The sequence below is a fragment of the Priestia sp. FSL H7-0729 genome, from assembly GCF_038005685.1.
Lineage (GTDB): Bacteria > Bacillota > Bacilli > Paenibacillales > Paenibacillaceae > Paenibacillus.
Genome location: NZ_JBBOTQ010000006.1, coordinates 1 through 19,075, shown reverse-complemented (window position 1 = coordinate 19,075; position 19,075 = coordinate 1). Strand labels below are relative to the sequence as shown.

At 47.4% G+C, this 19,075-nt stretch carries 17 protein-coding genes and 8 tRNA genes; all 25 read right to left on the bottom strand.

The window, feature by feature from the left end:
- Nucleotides 1-367: 367 nt before the first annotated feature.
- The gene (locus MHH93_RS15345; protein WP_500054736.1) at nt 368-2,629 is read right to left on the bottom strand and encodes a helix-turn-helix domain-containing protein; all 2,262 of its coding nucleotides are present in this window, start codon (nt 2,627-2,629) and stop codon (nt 368-370) included.
- Between the two features lie 247 nt (nt 2,630-2,876).
- Nucleotides 2,877-3,824 carry a ribose-phosphate diphosphokinase gene (locus MHH93_RS15340; RefSeq protein ID WP_036616184.1) on the bottom strand — a complete coding sequence of 316 codons (948 nt, stop codon included), beginning with the start codon at nt 3,822-3,824 and terminating at the stop codon, nt 2,877-2,879.
- A gap of 80 nt (nt 3,825-3,904) precedes the next feature.
- Complete coding sequence (hisJ, locus tag MHH93_RS15335; protein ID WP_500054735.1) at nt 3,905-4,729, bottom strand: histidinol-phosphatase HisJ; 825 nt, start codon at nt 4,727-4,729, stop codon at nt 3,905-3,907.
- Between the two features lie 12 nt (nt 4,730-4,741).
- On the bottom strand, nt 4,742-5,476 hold the full coding sequence (hisIE, locus tag MHH93_RS15330) for a bifunctional phosphoribosyl-AMP cyclohydrolase/phosphoribosyl-ATP diphosphatase HisIE (protein ID WP_500054734.1): 735 nt from the start codon (nt 5,474-5,476) through the stop codon (nt 4,742-4,744).
- Entirely contained in the window at nt 5,469-6,230 is a 762-nt protein-coding gene (hisF, locus tag MHH93_RS15325; RefSeq protein WP_079344982.1) for an imidazole glycerol phosphate synthase subunit HisF, read from the bottom strand. The genes hisIE and hisF overlap by 8 nt, the downstream gene beginning before the upstream one ends.
- 29 nt (nt 6,231-6,259) lie before the next feature.
- Nucleotides 6,260-6,994 carry a 1-(5-phosphoribosyl)-5-[(5-phosphoribosylamino)methylideneamino]imidazole-4-carboxamide isomerase gene (gene hisA / locus MHH93_RS15320; protein WP_500054733.1) on the bottom strand — a complete coding sequence of 245 codons (735 nt, stop codon included), beginning with the start codon at nt 6,992-6,994 and terminating at the stop codon, nt 6,260-6,262.
- 62 nt (nt 6,995-7,056) lie between these two features.
- A complete protein-coding gene (gene hisH / locus MHH93_RS15315) occupies nt 7,057-7,683 on the bottom strand; it encodes an imidazole glycerol phosphate synthase subunit HisH (protein WP_500054732.1) in 627 nt (208 codons plus the stop codon).
- A 3-nt stretch (nt 7,684-7,686) separates the two neighbouring features.
- Nucleotides 7,687-8,316, bottom strand: coding sequence for an imidazoleglycerol-phosphate dehydratase HisB (gene hisB / locus MHH93_RS15310; RefSeq protein ID WP_036674766.1), 630 nt, complete (start codon nt 8,314-8,316; stop codon nt 7,687-7,689).
- A complete protein-coding gene (gene hisD / locus MHH93_RS15305; RefSeq protein ID WP_074092955.1) occupies nt 8,309-9,613 on the bottom strand; it encodes a histidinol dehydrogenase in 1,305 nt (434 codons plus the stop codon). Before hisD ends, hisB begins: the two co-directional genes overlap by 8 nt.
- A 155-nt stretch (nt 9,614-9,768) precedes the next feature.
- A complete protein-coding gene (gene hisG / locus MHH93_RS15300; protein WP_500054731.1) occupies nt 9,769-10,428 on the bottom strand; it encodes an ATP phosphoribosyltransferase in 660 nt (219 codons plus the stop codon).
- A gap of 1 nt (nt 10,429) precedes the next feature.
- The gene (locus MHH93_RS15295) at nt 10,430-11,629 is read right to left on the bottom strand and encodes an ATP phosphoribosyltransferase regulatory subunit (protein WP_500054730.1); all 1,200 of its coding nucleotides are present in this window, start codon (nt 11,627-11,629) and stop codon (nt 10,430-10,432) included.
- A 403-nt stretch (nt 11,630-12,032) separates the two neighbouring features.
- Nucleotides 12,033-12,575, bottom strand: coding sequence for an acyltransferase (locus tag MHH93_RS15290; RefSeq protein WP_340965425.1), 543 nt, complete (start codon nt 12,573-12,575; stop codon nt 12,033-12,035).
- Entirely contained in the window at nt 12,572-13,228 is a 657-nt protein-coding gene (gene ppaX, locus MHH93_RS15285) for a pyrophosphatase PpaX (protein WP_500054729.1), read from the bottom strand. The genes MHH93_RS15290 and ppaX overlap by 4 nt, the downstream gene beginning before the upstream one ends.
- Nucleotides 13,229-13,234: 6 nt before the next feature.
- Nucleotides 13,235-14,260, bottom strand: a complete 1,026-nt coding sequence (gene lgt / locus MHH93_RS15280) for a prolipoprotein diacylglyceryl transferase (RefSeq protein ID WP_500054728.1) — start codon at nt 14,258-14,260, stop codon at nt 13,235-13,237.
- 121 nt (nt 14,261-14,381) lie between these two features.
- On the bottom strand, nt 14,382-15,320 hold the full coding sequence (gene hprK / locus MHH93_RS15275; RefSeq protein WP_091011999.1) for an HPr(Ser) kinase/phosphatase: 939 nt from the start codon (nt 15,318-15,320) through the stop codon (nt 14,382-14,384).
- 418 nt (nt 15,321-15,738) lie between these two features.
- A complete protein-coding gene (locus MHH93_RS15270; protein WP_062837775.1) occupies nt 15,739-16,863 on the bottom strand; it encodes an ABC transporter ATP-binding protein in 1,125 nt (374 codons plus the stop codon).
- 103 nt (nt 16,864-16,966) lie between these two features.
- Nucleotides 16,967-18,160: a PucR family transcriptional regulator gene (locus MHH93_RS15265; protein WP_500054727.1), complete on the bottom strand. Its 1,194-nt coding sequence runs from the start codon at nt 18,158-18,160 to the stop codon at nt 16,967-16,969.
- Between the two features lie 142 nt (nt 18,161-18,302).
- Nucleotides 18,303-18,375: transfer RNA gene (locus MHH93_RS15260), tRNA-Lys, on the bottom strand.
- A 7-nt stretch (nt 18,376-18,382) separates the two neighbouring features.
- Nucleotides 18,383-18,468, bottom strand: a tRNA-Tyr gene (locus MHH93_RS15255).
- A 12-nt stretch (nt 18,469-18,480) separates the two neighbouring features.
- Nucleotides 18,481-18,553: transfer RNA gene (locus MHH93_RS15250), tRNA-Phe, on the bottom strand.
- A gap of 21 nt (nt 18,554-18,574) precedes the next feature.
- Nucleotides 18,575-18,652, bottom strand: a tRNA-Asp gene (locus tag MHH93_RS15245).
- A gap of 9 nt (nt 18,653-18,661) precedes the next feature.
- Nucleotides 18,662-18,737, bottom strand: a tRNA-Thr gene (locus MHH93_RS15240).
- Between the two features lie 5 nt (nt 18,738-18,742).
- Nucleotides 18,743-18,818 (bottom strand) — tRNA-Val (locus MHH93_RS15235).
- Nucleotides 18,819-18,827: 9 nt separating this feature from the next.
- A tRNA-Met gene (locus MHH93_RS15230) sits at nt 18,828-18,904 on the bottom strand.
- Nucleotides 18,905-18,947: 43 nt separating this feature from the next.
- Nucleotides 18,948-19,039: transfer RNA gene (locus MHH93_RS15225), tRNA-Ser, on the bottom strand.
- Nucleotides 19,040-19,075 lie beyond the last annotated feature (36 nt).

The window sequence follows — 19,075 nt, the reverse complement described above, 5'->3', positions numbered from 1 at the left end:
CCACTTTCGGAAGCGCTTACAAACGGATTATGGTTTATATGCTACGCCTATTTTCGCAGACTGATTATTTTCCCCAAGCGTTGCTGCTCTAGGCTTTGATGGTCCTCAAGTCTTCACAACTTGAAACTGCCTGTCCCCATTCGGATAAACCATTTTCACACACTGCCTATATTCGTAAACATGGAAAAACAGGAATATATGCTTGCTGTCCTGCGAAAACAGTTGCATACGATCCTGGTTAGCGGAGAACTGTTCAACGAAAATAGGGCGAACCTCTGCAAGTCTGCTCTCCTAGTGGAAAGTGACTGCATGAAATTCACCCTGTTTTATCATAATGTACAGATCTCAGAATATGTTCATCATTGTGTTACTCTTCGGGTTCTCGATGCTCACGTTTTAAACGACGATAATCTCCTGGTGTAATACCCGTTACCCGTTTAAATACACGTCCTAATGTAATTCCATTTGCATACCCAACCTTCAGGGCAATATCCTGTAAAGAGTAATCGGTATTGAGCAGAAGTTGCTCTGTCTCCTTCATGCGAAGCTCTGTTACAAAATCAACAAACTTCATGTTGAATTCTGTCTTAAACAAATAACTGGCATGTTTGCCCGTAATCTGGAATCGGTCGCTCAGATGTTTCAATGAAAGATCAGGATTGGCAAACTGTTCTTCGATATATTTTTTCATTTCGTTAACCATGGCTTTGTAACTCTTGGTTTCCGTTACGGCCACATACGTTCTGAACAAATCCGTCAGACCATCGAACAAAAGACTTTTCACATCCGTAAGCGTCTCGGCCTCTTCCACAGCACTTAACCATCTGTTGATGTTTTCTTCGGACAGCTCTTCCTGAAGCCCTTCCGACATCATGGCTACCTCCCGGCTGAGCATCTGCAACATGGCTTGAATCAGAGAACGAATCTCGTCATCCGGCAGTTTGTTCTGTTCAAATGCTGTAAAGATCTCCTCCAGCTGTTCCCGCCACTGTCCACTTGACATCCGGAACCGCTTAACAAAGTCCGCAATCATCTGCAGATAGGTATAGGTATCCAGCAAAGGATGCTGTGGTTCGCCGCAGTCGGCTTGGCCGACATCTCCATTCATCAACAGTTTGCGTTGCATTACCGCTTCTGCGGCCGCATAGGAATCTCGTATTGTATCGATTCCCTGAGCCATAGGTCCAATGCCAAAGCTTAAGGAGATGCGTAGATTTTGTTCTACCCAAGATTTGCATTCCTCAGCTACAACACGAATCTGCCCAGACATGTCCAAGTTGCTCTCATTCTGTTCTTTGAACACAAAAAGGATTGCAATTCGATCTACACTAATCCATTCCGTCCAGCATTGTACTCCCGTATTACGTGACAGCTCTTGTAATACGTTCATCAAGGCAAACTTCAGCGTATTTTGTTCACCTCTCGTGTACCTCTCCTGAAATCCCTTCTCATAACGGTTAATATCTCCAACAACAACGACAAAGTGTGACAATTCATGAACGTCATCTAGTGGAGAGAGCTCTTTTAATTGTTCTTCTGCATTTTCGATATGTTCTCCATGTAACAGGGCATTGAACAACTTGCTGCGCTGCATGAGTACATTTTCCATGCTTTTCTTGTCATAATCCATCATATGATTAATCAGATTCTCAAGCACTCCGTCAATCATCTTCATCTCATCCGTCCGAGCACCCGAGGATTCAAACGCCCGAATCTGATGAGACTCAATTCGGTTCATGATGATCTGAATCGGTTTATAGTTACGGCGTGTAATATATACGATATACACAATCGCACAGATGACAGTCACAATCGCAATGATTACCCAAACATAAGATACGACAGATACCCAGCCAAATAAGTTGCCGGCCTTAATTCCACTGGATATGGTCCAGCCCAGTCTTTCTAGCGGCAGCCTATTCAATTCCTGACCGTCTATCGAGCCCTCTTGGTCCGAGTGTGCATTATACACAACCTTACCGTCCCGATCCATAATCGTCAGGAATGAGAGCTGACCATTAACCATACTATCTACACTTTGTTCAATACTGCTCATCTTAATATTTATGACTAATGTGCCCTGAGAACCAAAAGGCAAAGGCATATCCTTGTTCACGGTTAATACGCGAATAGGAGTACGTTGAACAGACTCCGTATCGAATTCCCGGACCGGCTGCCAGCCTGAACTAATAGAACCGGTACCCATCTGGTCAATCCATGCCTTATCCAAGAAACTTTCCGCTTCTCTGGAACCACTTACGGTCAGAACATGTTTATTTCGCTTGTCGTATAGATAGATGGATTGAATCCATGAAGACGAATTGGTTAGCTCCCGTAAGCTCTGTGCAATTGCATACACTGTGTCCGAGCTGGTCTGGTTTGTGTTATTAAAATAGAGCCTGTATGCCTCCTGACTCTGTACCGTTTCCAGGATGGATAGTTCAATACCCCTGATTGTGCGATCCACCGTGTCTATCATGTAGCTGGAGGAGATCCGGTCTGCTTTTTTGGTTTCCTCTTTAGAGATATCATTGATGAAAACAAACGCGATGAAGATGAGTATGCTCACCGTAAGAAAAAAAATTGGGAAGTATGAGAACAATAACCGGTAATACCAATTACGTGACAATAGACCCCACTCCTCACTCCACGATGCCAATGTTTTCAGCCGTGGTTCTACTGTTCAGCATCCTTCTCACTTAGAGACTGAACACTATATGATAACGCTATCATAACTGATTTATGTTATTATAGCACAAGCCTCTGAGCAGCAAAGCAAGAATTGAATTCCTAGAGTCAAAAACAAAAAAACCGTGCTGAGCAGACAACAACTCAGACACGGAACATTGAAAACGCACCTTCAGATCCTTGATACTTTAAATGCCAGAATCTTTAAATAACGTGGCCATGGAGCCACCATCCACAATAATGCGTACGGCGCGGGCCAGCATTGGTGCAACAGGTAACACTTTGAAGCATTCGGGGTGGTCATCTGGCAGTGCGATCGAGTCCGTAACTACCACTTCTTCAATAGACGGGTGATTCAATTTACTTACTGCCCCATCGGAGAACAATCCATGTGTTGCACATACATATACATTTTTGGACCCACGTTCTTTCAACCCTTCCACAACATTCAGAATAGTTGTGCCGGTGTCGATCAGATCCTCAATAATAATAGGTGTTCGTCCTTCGACATCACCAATGACATGGGTAATCACGGATTCATTATGGCTTGGACGTTTCTTGATCATAATGGCAAATGGAGAATCCAGACGATTGGCCAGCTTCTCTGCCATTGATGCTCGTCCCGCATCAGGGGAGACCACGACAGGGTTCTCAATGCCTTTGCTTAACAGATAATCACTGATCAGGTCCAGTGATGTCATATGGTCAACCGGAATGTTGAAGAAGCCCTGAATAGCCGCTGCGTGCAGGTCGATCGTTACCACCCGATTGGCGCCAGCCGTAGTTAAAACATCTGCTACCATCTTGGCCGAGATCGGTTCCCGTGGAGCGGATTTACGCTCTTGACGAGCATACCCGTAATAAGGAACAATTATGTTCACCGTGCGCGCAGAAGCCCTTTTCGCGGCATCAATCATCACAAGCAGCTCAACAAACAGCTCATTAATCGGATGAGACAACGACTGTACTAGAAACACATCACAATTACGGATCGTTTCTTCATAATGAACGTATATTTCTCCGCTCTTGAACCGGGACAGTTTGATCTTGCCCAGTTGTACTCCCAGCTTGTCACATACCTGTTCTGCCAGCTTAGGGTTCGATGAACCGGAAAAAATACGTAACGAATGCTGCATAATGCCCTCCCGAGGGTTGAAGCCCCTATATAATCCCTTATCTAAAAGGTTATTTCCTACCCTCATTATACTCTACTGGCTTATACATTTAAAGGAATGAACGAGCGATGACGCCCTTCAAAAACAGCAACTTCCGTACAACCCAATTCATGTAAAAGTGCTTCAGCTTCAGGCAAATAATCGCCCAGCTTCAGTGGGTCATGTGCATCAGAACCCATCGTTAATGGAATGCCCAATCGAATGGCCTCCGTCAGCATTCTGCGACTAGGGAACATCTCGGCGCAAGGCTTCGATAACCCGGAAGCATTCAGTTCCATGGCGCAGCCGCTTTTGGCAATTGCCTCCAGTGCTGCGTTCTCTAGTGAGATACGTTCTTCTGTTTGCTCCTCTGAAGGAACATAGCCAAACCGTTTAATGACATCCGTATGGCCCATAATATCATACATGCCCGTCGCAGCTGCCTTGCTTACGGCATCATAGTACTGACGATATACTTCAAGGATGTCTTTGCCCTCCCAGTGATGGGTCTGGCGGAAATCCGTAATGTCCCATTCTCCCAGGAAATGAACGGAACCAATCACATAATCCCATGGATAACGCTCAATGATCGCTCGGATCTCTGTTTCCCAGCCTTCAATATAGTCACCTTCCAGACCCACACGTACGTCAATCTGCCCACGATAACGTTCTTTCAGGGAGAAACACTCCTCCACATAACGCGGCAGTTCATCCATAGGCATCGCCATTTCCGGATAATATTGAGCCGGATCAACATGCAATAAGGGCATGTGATCGGACAATCCAATCTGGGATAGTCCGATCTCCACACCACGTTGCACATACTCTTCCAGTTTGCCAACGGCATGTCCACACCGCTCATGGTGTGTGTGATAATCTATACGCACGAAGCTCGCCTCCTAATCGCGGCGAGGCCGTTCATGACGGCGGCTCAGCTCTGACATAATATCGTCCAGCGGCAGCTTGCGCTCTTGTAACAGGACGAGCAGGTGATACATCAGGTCACTGACTTCCAGACGAAGCTCGTCATTATCTTTATTTTTGGCGGCGATGATCGTTTCGGATGCTTCTTCACCGATTTTTTTCAATATTTTGTCTACACCTTTATCAAACAGATACGTTGTATATGCACCTTCAGGACGTTCACGTTCACGCTCTGCAATAACCGATTCCAGTTCAGCCAATACCTCGAAGCGGCTTTCGGAATCGGAACTTCCCGAAGCAGATGCCTCACTCGCATTATCCGAACCCTTATCCGCCGATTTCTCTGGCAAACCAATGATTTCATTATGGAAACATGTTACCGCACCTGTATGGCAGGCAGGACCGTTCGGTTTAACCTCAACCAACAAGGTATCACCATCACAATCATATTTCAGGGAAGTAATGGTCTGCACGTTGCCAGATGTTGCACCTTTGTGCCACAGCTCTTGACGCGAGCGTGACCAGAACCACGTTTCACCGGATTCAAGCGACAACTTCAGAGATTCTCGATTCATATAAGCCATCATTAAAACTTCCCGAGTATCCACATCCTGCACGATGGCAGGAACCAAACCGTCACTCCAACGAATGTGTTCCACAACCTGTTCCAAGGATAACTGTTCCTTGATTTCATCGCTTACTTTAGTCACGGATCTCCACCCCTTGTTCTCTCAAATGTTGTTTTAGCGCCGGTACGGCGATTTCTTTGTAATGGAAAATTGTTGCGGCCAGGCCTGCATCCGCTTTGCCTGTGGTGAATACATCATAGAAATGAGATTCCTTACCCGCACCGCCCGATGCGATGACTGGAATACGCACAGATTCGGATACCGCTGCCGTCAGCTTCAGATCGAAACCGTCTTTTGTTCCGTCCGCGTCCATACTGGTTAGCAGAATCTCTCCCGCGCCTAATGTTTCAGCTTGCTTAACCCATTCCAGTGCCTTGATTCCAGAAGGTTTCCGTCCGCCGTGCGTGTAGACCTCCCATTCACCCCAAGCCTCGTTATACTTGGCATCGATTGCTACCACGATACACTGCGAGCCAAAGCGACGTGCACCATCGGCAATCAACTGCGGATTAAGTACCGCGGCTGTATTCACTGCAATTTTGTCCGCTCCTGCCCGGAGAATCCGCTTCATGTCCTCCACTTTGGAGATGCCTCCACCTACCGTAAAGGGAATAGCGATCTCGCCAGCCGTCTGCCGCACGACTTCTTCCATCGTTTCGCGACCTTCTACCGAAGCGGAGATATCGAGAAATACCAATTCGTCCGCGCCTTCGCGGTCATATAGTGCCGCCAGCTCTACCGGATCACCCGCATCACGGAGATTGACGAAGTTAACGCCTTTGACGACCCGGCCGTCTTTCACGTCCAGACAGGGAATGATTCTTTTTGCCAGCATGCTACCTCATCCTCTCTATCCGAATATCTTTACTTATTTACCGCACGTACCGCTTCAGTCAGATCAATGCTTCCTGTATACAGTGCTTTACCCACAATTGCTCCACCAACACCATCATCCGCATGACGACTCAGACGAAGCAGATCATCCATTACACTCACACCGCCGGAAGCAATTACCGTCCGTCCGCTTGCCTTGGCTAGAGACACAATCGCTTCCACATTAGGACCCTGCATCATGCCATCACGGGAAATATCCGTAAAGATAAACGTTTCTGCCCCATACGCCGCCAATTCCTTCGCGAGTACCTCTGCCTGTACTTCCGATGTTTCAAGCCATCCGCGGGTTGCCACGTAACCATTACGAGCGTCGATGCCAATTGCCACTTTGTCGCCGTAACGTCCCAGTACTTCCTCTGTAAAAGCACGATCCTCAATGGCTGCTGTTCCAATGATCAGCCGGCTAACACCCAGACCCAGCAATCGCTCTACATCCGCTACTGTACGAAGTCCGCCGCCTACCTGAACAGGTACGTTTACAGCCGAGGCAATGCGCCCGATCAGCTCATCGTTAACAGGATGACCTGCTTTGGCACCATCCAGATCCACCAGATGCACGTATGTACCGCCTTGCTTCTCCCAGGATAGAGCCACTTGAACCGGGTCGTCGTTATACACAGTCTCCTGATTATAATCTCCCTGCACCAGTCTTACACATTTGCCGTCCCGGATATCAATCGCCGGATATAGGATAAAAGATGACATACAAGGCCTCCTGAATATGAATTAGATTTGTACGCTTTCTATAGTTAAGAAGAGATGATTCGTTACCTTTGTACAGGCGCTCCTGTCAGAGCCAAAAAGTTGCCGAGCAGCTTCATGCCAAGCTCTCCGCTTTTCTCCGGGTGGAATTGCATGCCAAAGTTGGACCCGCTGCCTACAATGGCTGTCACCGGATGTCCGTAATCCGTTACCGCCAGCAGATCATCCCTGTTTTCAGTAAGCGCATGATAGGAATGCACGAAATAGACGTGACCTGCCTCAAGCCCCGTAAACAGCGGATTTTCCGCGTGCAGGAATTCCAAACGGTTCCATCCCATATGAGGAACCTTCAGTTCTCCTGGTGCGAAACGCACCACTTTACCTGGCAAAATATCCAGTCCCTCATGTTCGCCATGTTCTTCACTTGAGCTGAACAACAACTGCATCCCCAGACAGATACCGAGCAGTGGCTTGGACTCTGCAGCGGCTTCCTTCACCACCGTATCCAGTCCACTCTCCCGCAGATGAACCATCGCATCACCAAAAGCACCTACCCCTGGTAGAATGACACCATCTGCGCCAAGAATCTCTTCCCGTTCACTCGTGACCAGCGCTTCGTAGCCAAGACGTTCGACCGCTTTGCCGACGCTGTGCAGGTTACCCATACCGTAATCGACAATTGCAATCGCCATCGTCTACAGCACTCCCTTCGTGGAAGGCACACCCGTTACACGCGGATCAATCATCGTTGCTTCATCCAGTGCACGTCCCAATGCCTTAAAGATCGCTTCAATCATGTGGTGGGTATTCTGACCATAGTGCACAATGACATGCAACGTAATCCGAGCTTCCAGCGCCAATTTCCACAGGAATTCATGTACCAGCTCCGTGGAGAAGCTGCCTACCTGTTGGGAAGGGTATTCTGCACGATATTCAAAGTGAGGTCGGTTGCTCACATCAATAATAACCTGAGCGAGTGCCTCGTCCATCGGGACAAAAACACTGGCGTAACGCTTAATACCGCGTTTGTCACCCAACGCTTCTCGCAACGTCTGTCCGAGACAGATTCCGATGTCTTCAACCGTGTGGTGATCGTCAATATCAATATCTCCACGGGCCTGCACGTTCAGGTCGAATTGTCCATGCTTCGTGAACAGATCCAGCATATGATTCAGAAAAGGTACATCCGTTTCAATTGTGGATTGTCCTGTTCCATCAACATTAAAGGCCAATTGGATATTGGTCTCATTCGTTTTGCGATCAACCTCTGCTTGGCGCACTGCACCTTTGTTTTCAAGTTCCACACCATTATTTTGCTTATCCATTGTCCGATTCCGCCTTTCCTTCCTGTTCTAACCGTACAGCGATTGCACGGGCATGCCCTTCAAGACCCTCATGGCGGGCCAACTCTATAATAGCCGCTCCGTTCTGCAGCAGCGCTTCTTTACTATAATAGATCAGACTCGATTTCTTGATAAAATCATCCACATCCACTGGCGAACTGAATCGCGCAGTTCCATTGGTCGGAATAATGTGATTGGGTCCGGCAAAATAATCCCCTACCGGCTCCGAACTGTACGGACCAAGGAAGATCGCTCCCGCATTCTCGATCCGGCCAGCGTAAGCCATCGGCTCCTGCACCATGATCTCCAGATGCTCCGGTGCGAGCCGGTTCACCACATCGATTCCCTCATCGATGGAATCGACCACAATAATCGCGCCATACTGCTCTACCGAAGCAGCAGCAATATCGCGCCGCGGCAGCACTTCAAGCTGCCGCTGCACTTCGCCCTGCACGGCTTCCGCCAGCGTGGCCGAATTCGTGACGAGAATGGCCGACGCCATCTCGTCATGTTCCGCCTGCGACAACAGGTCGGCGGCGACATACACCGGATTCGCCGTATCATCGGCGAGCACCACGATCTCACTCGGCCCGGCGATACTGTCGATATCGACCGCACCGTACACCTCGCGCTTCGCGAGCGCCACGTAAATATTGCCCGGTCCACAGATCTTGTCGACCGGGGCAATGCTCTCCGTGCCGTAAGCCAGGGCGGCGATGGCTTGAGCGCCGCCAACCCGGTACATCTCGCTCACGCCTGCTTCCGCGGCAGCAACGAGAATGTACGGGTTAATGCCTTCGCCACCGTTGGTAGACGGCGGTGTCACGAGAACAATCTCCGGCACGCCTGCCACCTGTGCCGGAATCACATTCATCAGCACAGACGATGGATACGCTGCTTTGCCGCCAGGTACATAGACCCCGACCCGCTTCAGCGGCCTTATGACCTGGCCCAGCAGGCTGCCGTCCGGCTGCCAATCCATCCACGAGTTGCGTTTCTGCTTCTCGTGAAACGCACGAATGTTGGCGGCGGCTTGCCGAATCGCCGTCACAAAGGATGGCTCCACGGCTGCATAAGCTGCCTGCAGCTCTTCTTGCGGTACGCGCAATTCCGCGGCCGTCAGCTTCGTGCGGTCCAGCTGCTCCGTGTAACGCAGCAGTGCCGCATCACCCTCACGGCGAATGTCGCTGACAATGCGCCGTACCGTTTCATTTTGCTCTGGCGTCCCGTACTCCACTTCACGCTTCAGATCAAACTCACGTGCAGGTACAATTTTCATACGTACAACCTCCTTATCCCCTATAATGCCTACCTTATATGACCGATTCGTTTAAGATTTCTCTCGTTCCTTACTTCTATCGTTTCATTCTTTTGTTATTTCCGTTTTTCTCTATTCCCGTTCCTTGCTACCTTGCAGTCCTTGCTTATCTGTAGTTATCCCCGAAGGCTTCCCGCAGAAATCTCATTCGATGCCGGAATGACCTGCTGAAGTGCATCACACAAAGCCTGGATTCGATCATTTTTCATCCGATAACTTACCCGATTGGCGATAAGACGGCTCGTGATGTCCAGAATGCCTGTCATCTCCACGAGTCCGTTCTCGCGCAGTGTCTGACCTGTCTCCACCAGATCGACAATCCGGTCTGCCAGGCCAATCAGGGGTGCAAGCTCAATGGAACCATTCAGCTTAATCACCTCGACCTGCTGTCCCTGCTCTCGGAAATACTGTGAAGCGATCCTCGGATACTTCGTTGCAACACGTTGCTGGATGCCTGGCTTCCAGTCTGGAAGTCCGATCACAGACATACGACACTGGGCGATTCCCAGATTCAACAGTTCGTACACATCCCGATCTTCCTCTAGCAGCACGTCTTTACCCACAATTCCGATATCAGCAACACCATACTCGACATACGTTGGAACGTCTACTGGCTTCGCCATAATGAATTCCATTCCCGCTTCCGGTACTTCAATGACCAATCTGCGTGTATCGTCCACGTCTTCTGGAATATCAAGCCCCGCTTCACGGAACAATTTGGAGGCTTTTTTATAGATTCGGCCCTTCGGCATGGCCACCTTCAGAATATCCGACATCTCAGCGTCCTCCTTCTTCAGATCCGTAAGTAATAACCTGCTCAGCCTGAACGGTTGTTGCTCCAGCAGATACGGCACTTGCTCCAACCCCGTCTTCAGAAAGAAGGAGTGTCACTACATTTTGTCCCAGACTGCGTAATCTTGCCGCTTCCGTTAGTGCCTCGGCCCGACGTTTCGGGCTATATTGGATAAGTATCGGTTTCTTCTCTTCAATGGTAATACCGTGAACGCCATCAATAATCCGGTTGGTTTTCAGTGCGAACCCAGTAGCTGGCAACGAACGCCCGAATTGTTGTAACAGATTGTCATACCGCCCCCCGCTACATACCGGAGATCCCAGTTCTGCTGCATACCCTTCAAACGTCATGCCCGTATAATAGGAGAAATCCCCAATCATCGTAAGGTCAATCAGTACATGTTCGGATACACCGTACGCTTCCAACACTTCGAATACGGCACACAGATGTGCAATCGACTGTGCTGCTTCAGCGCTTGAACTTAGCTCTACCGCATGTGTGCATACTTCCTTGCCACCACGCAGACGCAGAATCGCTTCAAGCTGTTCTTTCAACTTGGGCTCCAGATTCAATGCTTCAATCGACTGACGATAGCCCACATAATCACGTCCAAGCAGCCCTTCCTTCAATTGCTCCTGCTCAGCTGTCTGGCCTGGAATGACTTCCTCCAGTAATCCGTTCAGGAATCCCATATGACCCATCGCTATTTTAAAAGAAGACACGCCCGCTGCCTGCAAAGAGGCAATCGCTAACGCGACAACTTCGGCATCCGCTTCAGGAGAATCGTCTCCAACCAGCTCCACGCCTGTCTGGAAGAATTCAGCCTCACGCCCAGCTTCCTCTTCAATGGAACGGAATACGTTCGCATGATAGGACAAACGCAGCGGCAACGGCTCATCTTTGAGCATGGAAGAAACGACGCGTGCAATGGGAGCTGTTAAGTCTGATCTGAGTACCAGTGTGGTCCCCCGGCTATTCAGCAATTTAAACAATTTGCGATCGGATGTAGAGCTTGCTACACCTACCGTGTCGTAGTACTCAATCGTTGGTGTGATGATCTGACGGTAACCCCAGCGTTCCATACATTCCAGTACATTCCGCTCAATCGTCCGTAGCTTGGATACTACATGTGGTGTATAGTCGCGAAATCCGGTCGGTTTTTCAAATCCTTTTGGTTTGGACATTGGTATTATTCACCCCGAGTCAGTAATTTAAGAGTGGTGCTCGTTCTATTTCAACAGGATTTATGTAGTGTAAATCCCCATCCTAACTTGTAACCCTGAATCATTGTATTGCTTCAAAAAGCTTTCAACTATTGATTTAGTTTGCCTTTATCACGTTTAATTTCTCCAACGTTACTTTCACATGGTAAAGTGCTAACAAACTAAAGGATATGGGATATGATAACATGAAATCCGCACTACCGTCAACAATACCAAAGCTCCATGACCCTAGGATGGGCATATCGTTTTGTATACACAACGTTACCTTTACCAATCGATATTTATATACGAAAAAAGCTGCCATAAGCAGCTTTTTATTTCGACACATCTTCATTGATTCATCTTGATTTATTACTTTATTAACTTAATGCACACTGCCCTGAGAAGAATCATCTGTATTAAAGACCGTCTCTTCCTTAGAAGCCGCGGCACGGGATAAATCACGGAGTGGATTACCTCCAACAAAAGCCCCTGGTGCAACATCCTTATGTACGACAGCCCCAGCAGCCACAACCGCTCCATCCCCTATGGTTACCCCAGGCAGAATCGTTGTATTCGCACCAATCAGTACATTTTCCCCGATAATCACCTCACCGAGCCTGTACTCCTTAATGAGATACTCATGAGCGAGAATCGTTGTGTTGTAACCGATGACCGAGTTTTCGCCGACCGTTATTTTCTCTGGAAAAAACACATCCACCATCACCATCAGGCCAAAGGCCGTGTGTTTTCCCACCTTCATACCGAGCATTCGGCGGTAAATCCAATTCTTCACCGATAGGATCGGACAGTAGCGTGACAACTGGATCCAGATAAAATTACGAACGCCCTTCCACGGACTCACTGTCTTGTAGATATGCCAAAGTGCATTCTGGTCCTCTACCGGATAGCGGGTTACTTTTCTCATGAACGTCCCGTTTCAACACCAATGAGTTTTAACAAATCTCTCATATCATGCAACATGTGATCTGGCCCATATCCACTTAGGATTGTTTCTCCTTTGAGAGACCAGGCAACTCCTGCCGAGAGCGCGCCCGCATTCTGTGCCGATTGGATATCCACTGGACTGTCACCTACCATTAGCGTTTTGGCAGGATCTGAACCCAGTTCCGCCATGGCTTTCAGTACAGGCTCAGCATGTGGCTTCGGATTCGTCACATCGGTCACGGTTACAATCGACTTCATATACTTCAGTAGGTCAAAACGCTCCAGTACCTTTAATGTAGAAGGACGAATTTTGGTTGTGACCACACCCATCACGATTCCAGCCTGATGCAGTGCCTCTACCACCTCAATAACATGTGGAAAAGGTCTAACCATCGCTTCATGATGGATGTCATTATAGGCACGATAACCTTTCACGTACTCGGAGACTTCCTCCTGGCCAGAAAAGGTGCGCATTTGCTGCTCCAGTGTGCCACCCATATGCGGAATGATCTGTTCCCTTGTCCATGGAGCTGAATGCTCCCATCCCCCCATGACATGCTGGAATGAGCTGATAATCAGCTCATTGGTATCAATAATGGTTCCGTCCAGATCGAACAATACCGTGTCAATCATGTTGCATTACTCCTTTTTATCATCAACTTGCTTCGGATCATCTTTGGCTGGAGGTGTTACCTTGCTCTCTTTGCCAGCAACTGTTCCCGTATGCTCCATATCATCTGGGGTAACTTTGGACGATACAATCGGATCACTGTAACGAACATCCGCTTTACCTGTCACTCTTCTCACCACAATGAATGCAACAGCAACAATAATGATGCCAATAGCGAGCAATTGCGAGATTCTTACGTTACCATAAGCAGGATCAAGATATCCTTGTTCGAAGCCCATTGCAGTCATTGGAGACCACAGCCCGTTCACTAACGAAGCAACCCATTGCGGAGCCTGGAAGCCCAGACTGTCCGTACGCAAAGCTTCAATGAAGAAACGACCGATAGAATACCAGATGAAATAAGACATGAAAAGTTCACCTGAACGGAGAAACTTCTGACGACGCAGAACCAAGAGCAAGACCAGGCCAACCAGACTCCACATCGATTCATACAAAAACGCAGGATGATGGAATACGCCATCTACATTCATCTGATTCACAATAAAGTCCGGCAGATGAAGCTTGTCTCTCAAAAATGATTCTTCTACAGGACCACCGTAGGCTTCCTGATTCACAAAGTTCCCCCAGCGTCCGATCAACTGTCCAACGAGCAGTCCAGGCGCACAGATATCGGCCATACGCCAGAAATTATACCCTTTACGACGGAAGAAAATTACTGCACAGATGATTGCACCAATAAGGGCACCATAGATGGCAATACCGCCATTCCATATTTTAAAGACATCCCAGAAATTATCCTTATAATCTTCCCACTTAAATGCGACATAGTAGATGCGGGCACCAATGATAGCAGAAGGCACGCCCAGCAGAACCATGTCCATGAACACTTCCTGTGGGATATTGTAGCGTTTGCCCTCCCGGATCACGAGCAGGAGTCCTATAAGTGCCGCGGCACCAAGAATAAGCCCGTACCAGTGAACCTTTAACGCTCCAATAGAGAACGCAATCGGGTTCAACAGTAATAATGTATCCATTCATTCACACTCCTATTTATTCAATCAATCGCACGCATGACGAATGGTTGGCATACACTGCGCCTTAAGAGAAGCAGTACATGTCAACCATTTATCTTCATTTCCTTGTATAAAATGTTTCTTAATCCATATCTTCCATATCTTCCGAGATGGTTGCTGTCAGCTTGTTCGTGAATTGCAGTGCAGCATTCAGACCCATCTGTTTCAGACGATAGTTCATACCGGCTACTTCAATAATAACCGCCAAGTTCCGTCCCGGACGAACAGGAATCGTAACAAGTGGCACATCCGTATCAATGATGCGTGTAGTTTCTTCATCCAGACCCAGTCGATCATATTGTTTATCCTGCTGCCATGCTTCCAGACGAACAACCAGGGTAATCCGTTTATTGTTCCGAACCGCACCAGCCCCGAACAATGTCATGACGTTGATAATGCCGACACCTCGAATTTCGAGCAAATGGCGGATCAGTTCAGGTGCAGTACCGTGCAGCTGAAAATCTGACGTTTGGCGGATCTCTACCGCATCATCGGCAATCAGTCGGTGTCCACGTTTAACCAGTTCAAGTGCTGTTTCACTCTTACCAATACCGCTACTACCTGTGATCAGCATACCTACGCCATAGACATCACAAAGTACACCGTGAATAGTTGCTGTTGGTGCTAATTTGCCTTCCAAAAATCCAGTGATCCGGCTGGACAAGATTGTTGTTGCCATATTACTGCGCAATACAGCCAGGTCCCGTTCTTCACTGATATCAATCAGTTCTTGCGGAACTTCCAGTCCACGCGTCACAACAATACAAGGTGTCTCTTCCGTACAAAGACGTTGCATACGATCACGCCGCTCTTGTTCAGGTAACATTGCAAAGAAAGCTAACTCCGTTCTTCCAAGCAACTGTACGCGTTCTTGTGGATGGTATTCAAAATAACCGGCCATTTCCAGACCAGGACGGTTTAGATCATCTACCGTAATGACTCTTTTCAGTCCGTGAGATCCAGAAACAACCTCCAACTGAAACTGCTGCACCAATTCGGATACTTTCACTTTTTTCGCCATTTGTCTCTTCCTTTCAGCATTCGCTGTGCCTCTATGTACATCAGATGGGGTATCAATTCTTTCCATTATTAGCGCATTCACAACATGGGTACAGATACATACCCTTTCAGCGGTCTATTCTCTCAGATTTATGAAGACAGACCTTCAAATAATCTTAAATGAATTCCGGGATGAATGCAATCGCAGCCTCCGACAACCCTTATTAACAAAAGTCTTATAATCGAAGTACAAGTATGATTGCCACAATCGTGATTTATCGGCTACTTTTCTGCGATTACAGATATTTTTCAGCCTGTTGCAAACTTCTATATTAAAGTCTTAAAAAAGCCCCTTCCAGCATTAACGGAAGGGGCTCTCATTACAATGTATAATTGCATTAACTGTCAGGTTCCATCGTTACCGAGGAATCCCAGTATTATTAGTCTTGAAGAAGTACGTTTACTTCAGTCTCTTTGTCAAAGATATGAACTTTGTTCATGTCGATGGCCATTTTAACTGTGGAACCATCACGAGTGTTAGAACGTCCGTCTACACGTGCGATTGTAGTATCGTTACCTACACCGCTCAAGTAGAGGAGCATTTCGTGACCCAAGTTCTCTGTTACATCTACGTGTGTAGAGAATACAGAGTTCGGGGATGCTTCCAGGAATACTGGCTCTTCGTGAATGTCTTCTGGACGAACACCCAGAATCACTTCTTTGCCAATGTATCCTCTAGATTTCAACACTTGTGCTTTACCTTGCGGGATTTCAACGTCCACGCCTGGAGCTACGAAGTGAAGGTTTGCACCTTGCTCAGCCAATTTACCCGAGATAAAGTTCATTGTCGGGGAACCGATGAAACCAGCCACGAACAGGTTAGCCGGCAGGTTATACAACTCTTCCGGAGAAGCTGCTTGTTGGATGATACCATCCTTCATAACTACGATCCGATCACCCATCGTCATTGCTTCGATCTGGTCATGCGTTACGTAGATAACTGTTGTTTCCAAACGTTTAGCCAGTTTAGTGATTTCCGCACGCATCTGACCACGAAGTTTAGCATCCAAGTTGGAAAGAGGCTCATCCATCAAGAAGACTTGTGGATCACGGACAATCGCACGTCCTAGAGCGACACGCTGACGTTGACCACCGGACAATGCCTTAGGTTTACGCTCAAGCAAATGCTCGATATCCAGGATTTTAGCTGCTTCACGTACACGTTTGTCGATCTCGTCTTTTTTAACCTTACGCAATTTCAAACCAAATGCCATGTTTTGATATACGCTCATATGCGGATACAAGGCATAGGATTGGAATACCATCGCGATATCGCGGTCTTTAGGTGCAACATCATTAACGACACGGTCACCGATATAGAGTTTACCTTCAGAAATTTCCTCAAGGCCTGCGATCATACGCAGTGTTGTTGATTTACCACAACCGGACGGACCTACCAATACCAGAAATTCTTTATCTTTAATGTCCAGGTTAATGTCAACTACAGTTGCTTTATCAGAACCCGGGTATTTTTTGAAAATATGCTCTAAACGTACTCCAGCCATGATTGTTGCCTCCTCAGAGATCATTTTGTAATCGAATACAATTTGTATTTTTATATTACCCTATCTGCATGAGGTTTGACTATTCGCAAACTGCACAAAAATATCAATGCTTTTTCGTCACTTTGTACATAAGCAGCAAAAACTGCACTAGAACAGCACTTTCGAAGTGCCTTACATCGTAACCAATCTCTTGTTTGATCTTGTCCAGACGATAAACCAACGTATTACGATGAATGAAAAGCCGTTTGGCTGTCTCGCTCACATTACAGTCCAGGCTAAAGAAAGTCTCCAGCGTAGCAAGGGTCTCACTGTCATTGAAGATTAACGTATCCTTGCCTGTTTCCTGTATAAACCGTATCCGTTGTGCATCTGGAATACTCGCTACCAACCGTTCCAAATGCAGATCCCATGGGAGATGAATATGCTGCGTAACATGGAATGCTCTCCCCAAGTGAACACTTTCTTTAAGAAGAGCTGTGACCCATACGATTTGTTGTGCGGGTATACATGGCAGGGAAGCAGACAGATGGAACACCCCAGCCCACTCACTGGCAACCAATTCATGCAACCCCAGACAAAAAGCGTTCAGAGAATCCTTCTTGGCTTCCGTTGTATCTTCCTCGGCTTCTTCTGTTACAATTTCTTTATCACCCATGAAAATCCATTCTTGCTCCCCTAAAGGAATCAAGACAATCTCCTCGCCAAAATAACTCTCAAGCAACTTATTGAGTTCCTTGGACCGTATGCGATGAGCATCCGGTGTATCCCCTTGCAGCAAGAACAGAATCTTCTCAGCATTCAATCCTGCAGGTGCCACAAAGCGATCAGGAACCGTTTCAGATTCCTTCTTGGTTGGTTCTTCGATCTGCTCTTTAAGCCAGAGACCCAATTCAGTCAAATATTGCTCCCTATCATTCTCATATACAACAGGCTGTGCCTCATCGGGTATTCCCATGTTAGCACGGATCAAAAGCTCAATAAATCTCCGTCTTTCGACAGTGATAGATTTTGCAGCACATCCCCAACATACCACGGTCTCTTCTTTTTCATTCATCCAAACCTTAAAAAATATACGCTCTCCCGTATTCAAACTGATCACATCGGATGAAGTGGGAAATGTAGATTGTTCAGACACCTCCTGACTCTCTTCTACATCACCAAAGGAATCTGAATTCTCGGGAAGTCCAGTTAGATTTGCAACCGACTGCGTCCATTCTTCTATAGTAATTTCATATTCGTCCAAGGTTGTACCTATAATAACTTCAATTTGCTGTTTTAAATCAGGTATGAGCTTCATATAATGAACGTCACCACTCTGCATGTTTTCTAATAGTTTATCATATCTTGCCCAGCATTAATAAATATCCTATTCCGTTATAATTGCATAACAAAAAAGAGCGACTAATCAAATTAATGATTAATCACTCTTTTCTTAAAGATGAGTCATGAAGGGCTCGAACCTTCGACACCCTGATTAAAAGTCAGGTGCTCTACCAACTGAGCTAATGACTCATAAAACTGGTGGAGGATGATGGATTCGAACCACCGAACCCGTACGGGAGCAGATTTACAGTCTGATGCGTTTGGCCACTTCGCTAATCCTCCAAGGATTAAAGGTGGCTCGGGACGGAATCGAACCGCCGACACGAGGATTTTCAGTCCTCTGCTCTACCGACTGAGCTACCGAGCCATATTTAATTTTTAGGATTAATGGCGGAACCGACGGGATTCGAACCCGCGATCTCCTGCGTGACAGGCAGGCATGTTAGGCCAACTACACCACGGTTCCAGGCATTAATGGTGCCGGCGAGAGGACTTGAACCCCCAACCTACTGATTACAAGTCAGTTGCTCTACCAGTTGAGCTACACCGGCGTATATGGTGGAGGCTGAGGGGATCGAACCCCCGACCCTCTGCTTGTAAGGCAGATGCTCTCCCAGCTGAGCTAAGCCTCCTGGGTAATATGGTAGCGGCGGAGGGGATCGAACCCCCGACCTTACGGGTATGAACCGTACGCTCTAGCCAGCTGAGCTACACCGCCATATTAATTGTGTCTTGATTGCTTGTCCATCTTTACCTAAAGATGGCGGAGAGAGAGGGATTCGAACCCTCGCACCGCTTACGCAGTCTAACCCCTTAGCAGAGGGTCCCCTTATAGCCACTTGGGTATCTCTCCAAATAACAATCTTCAACATCATTCAAGGATTGCTCC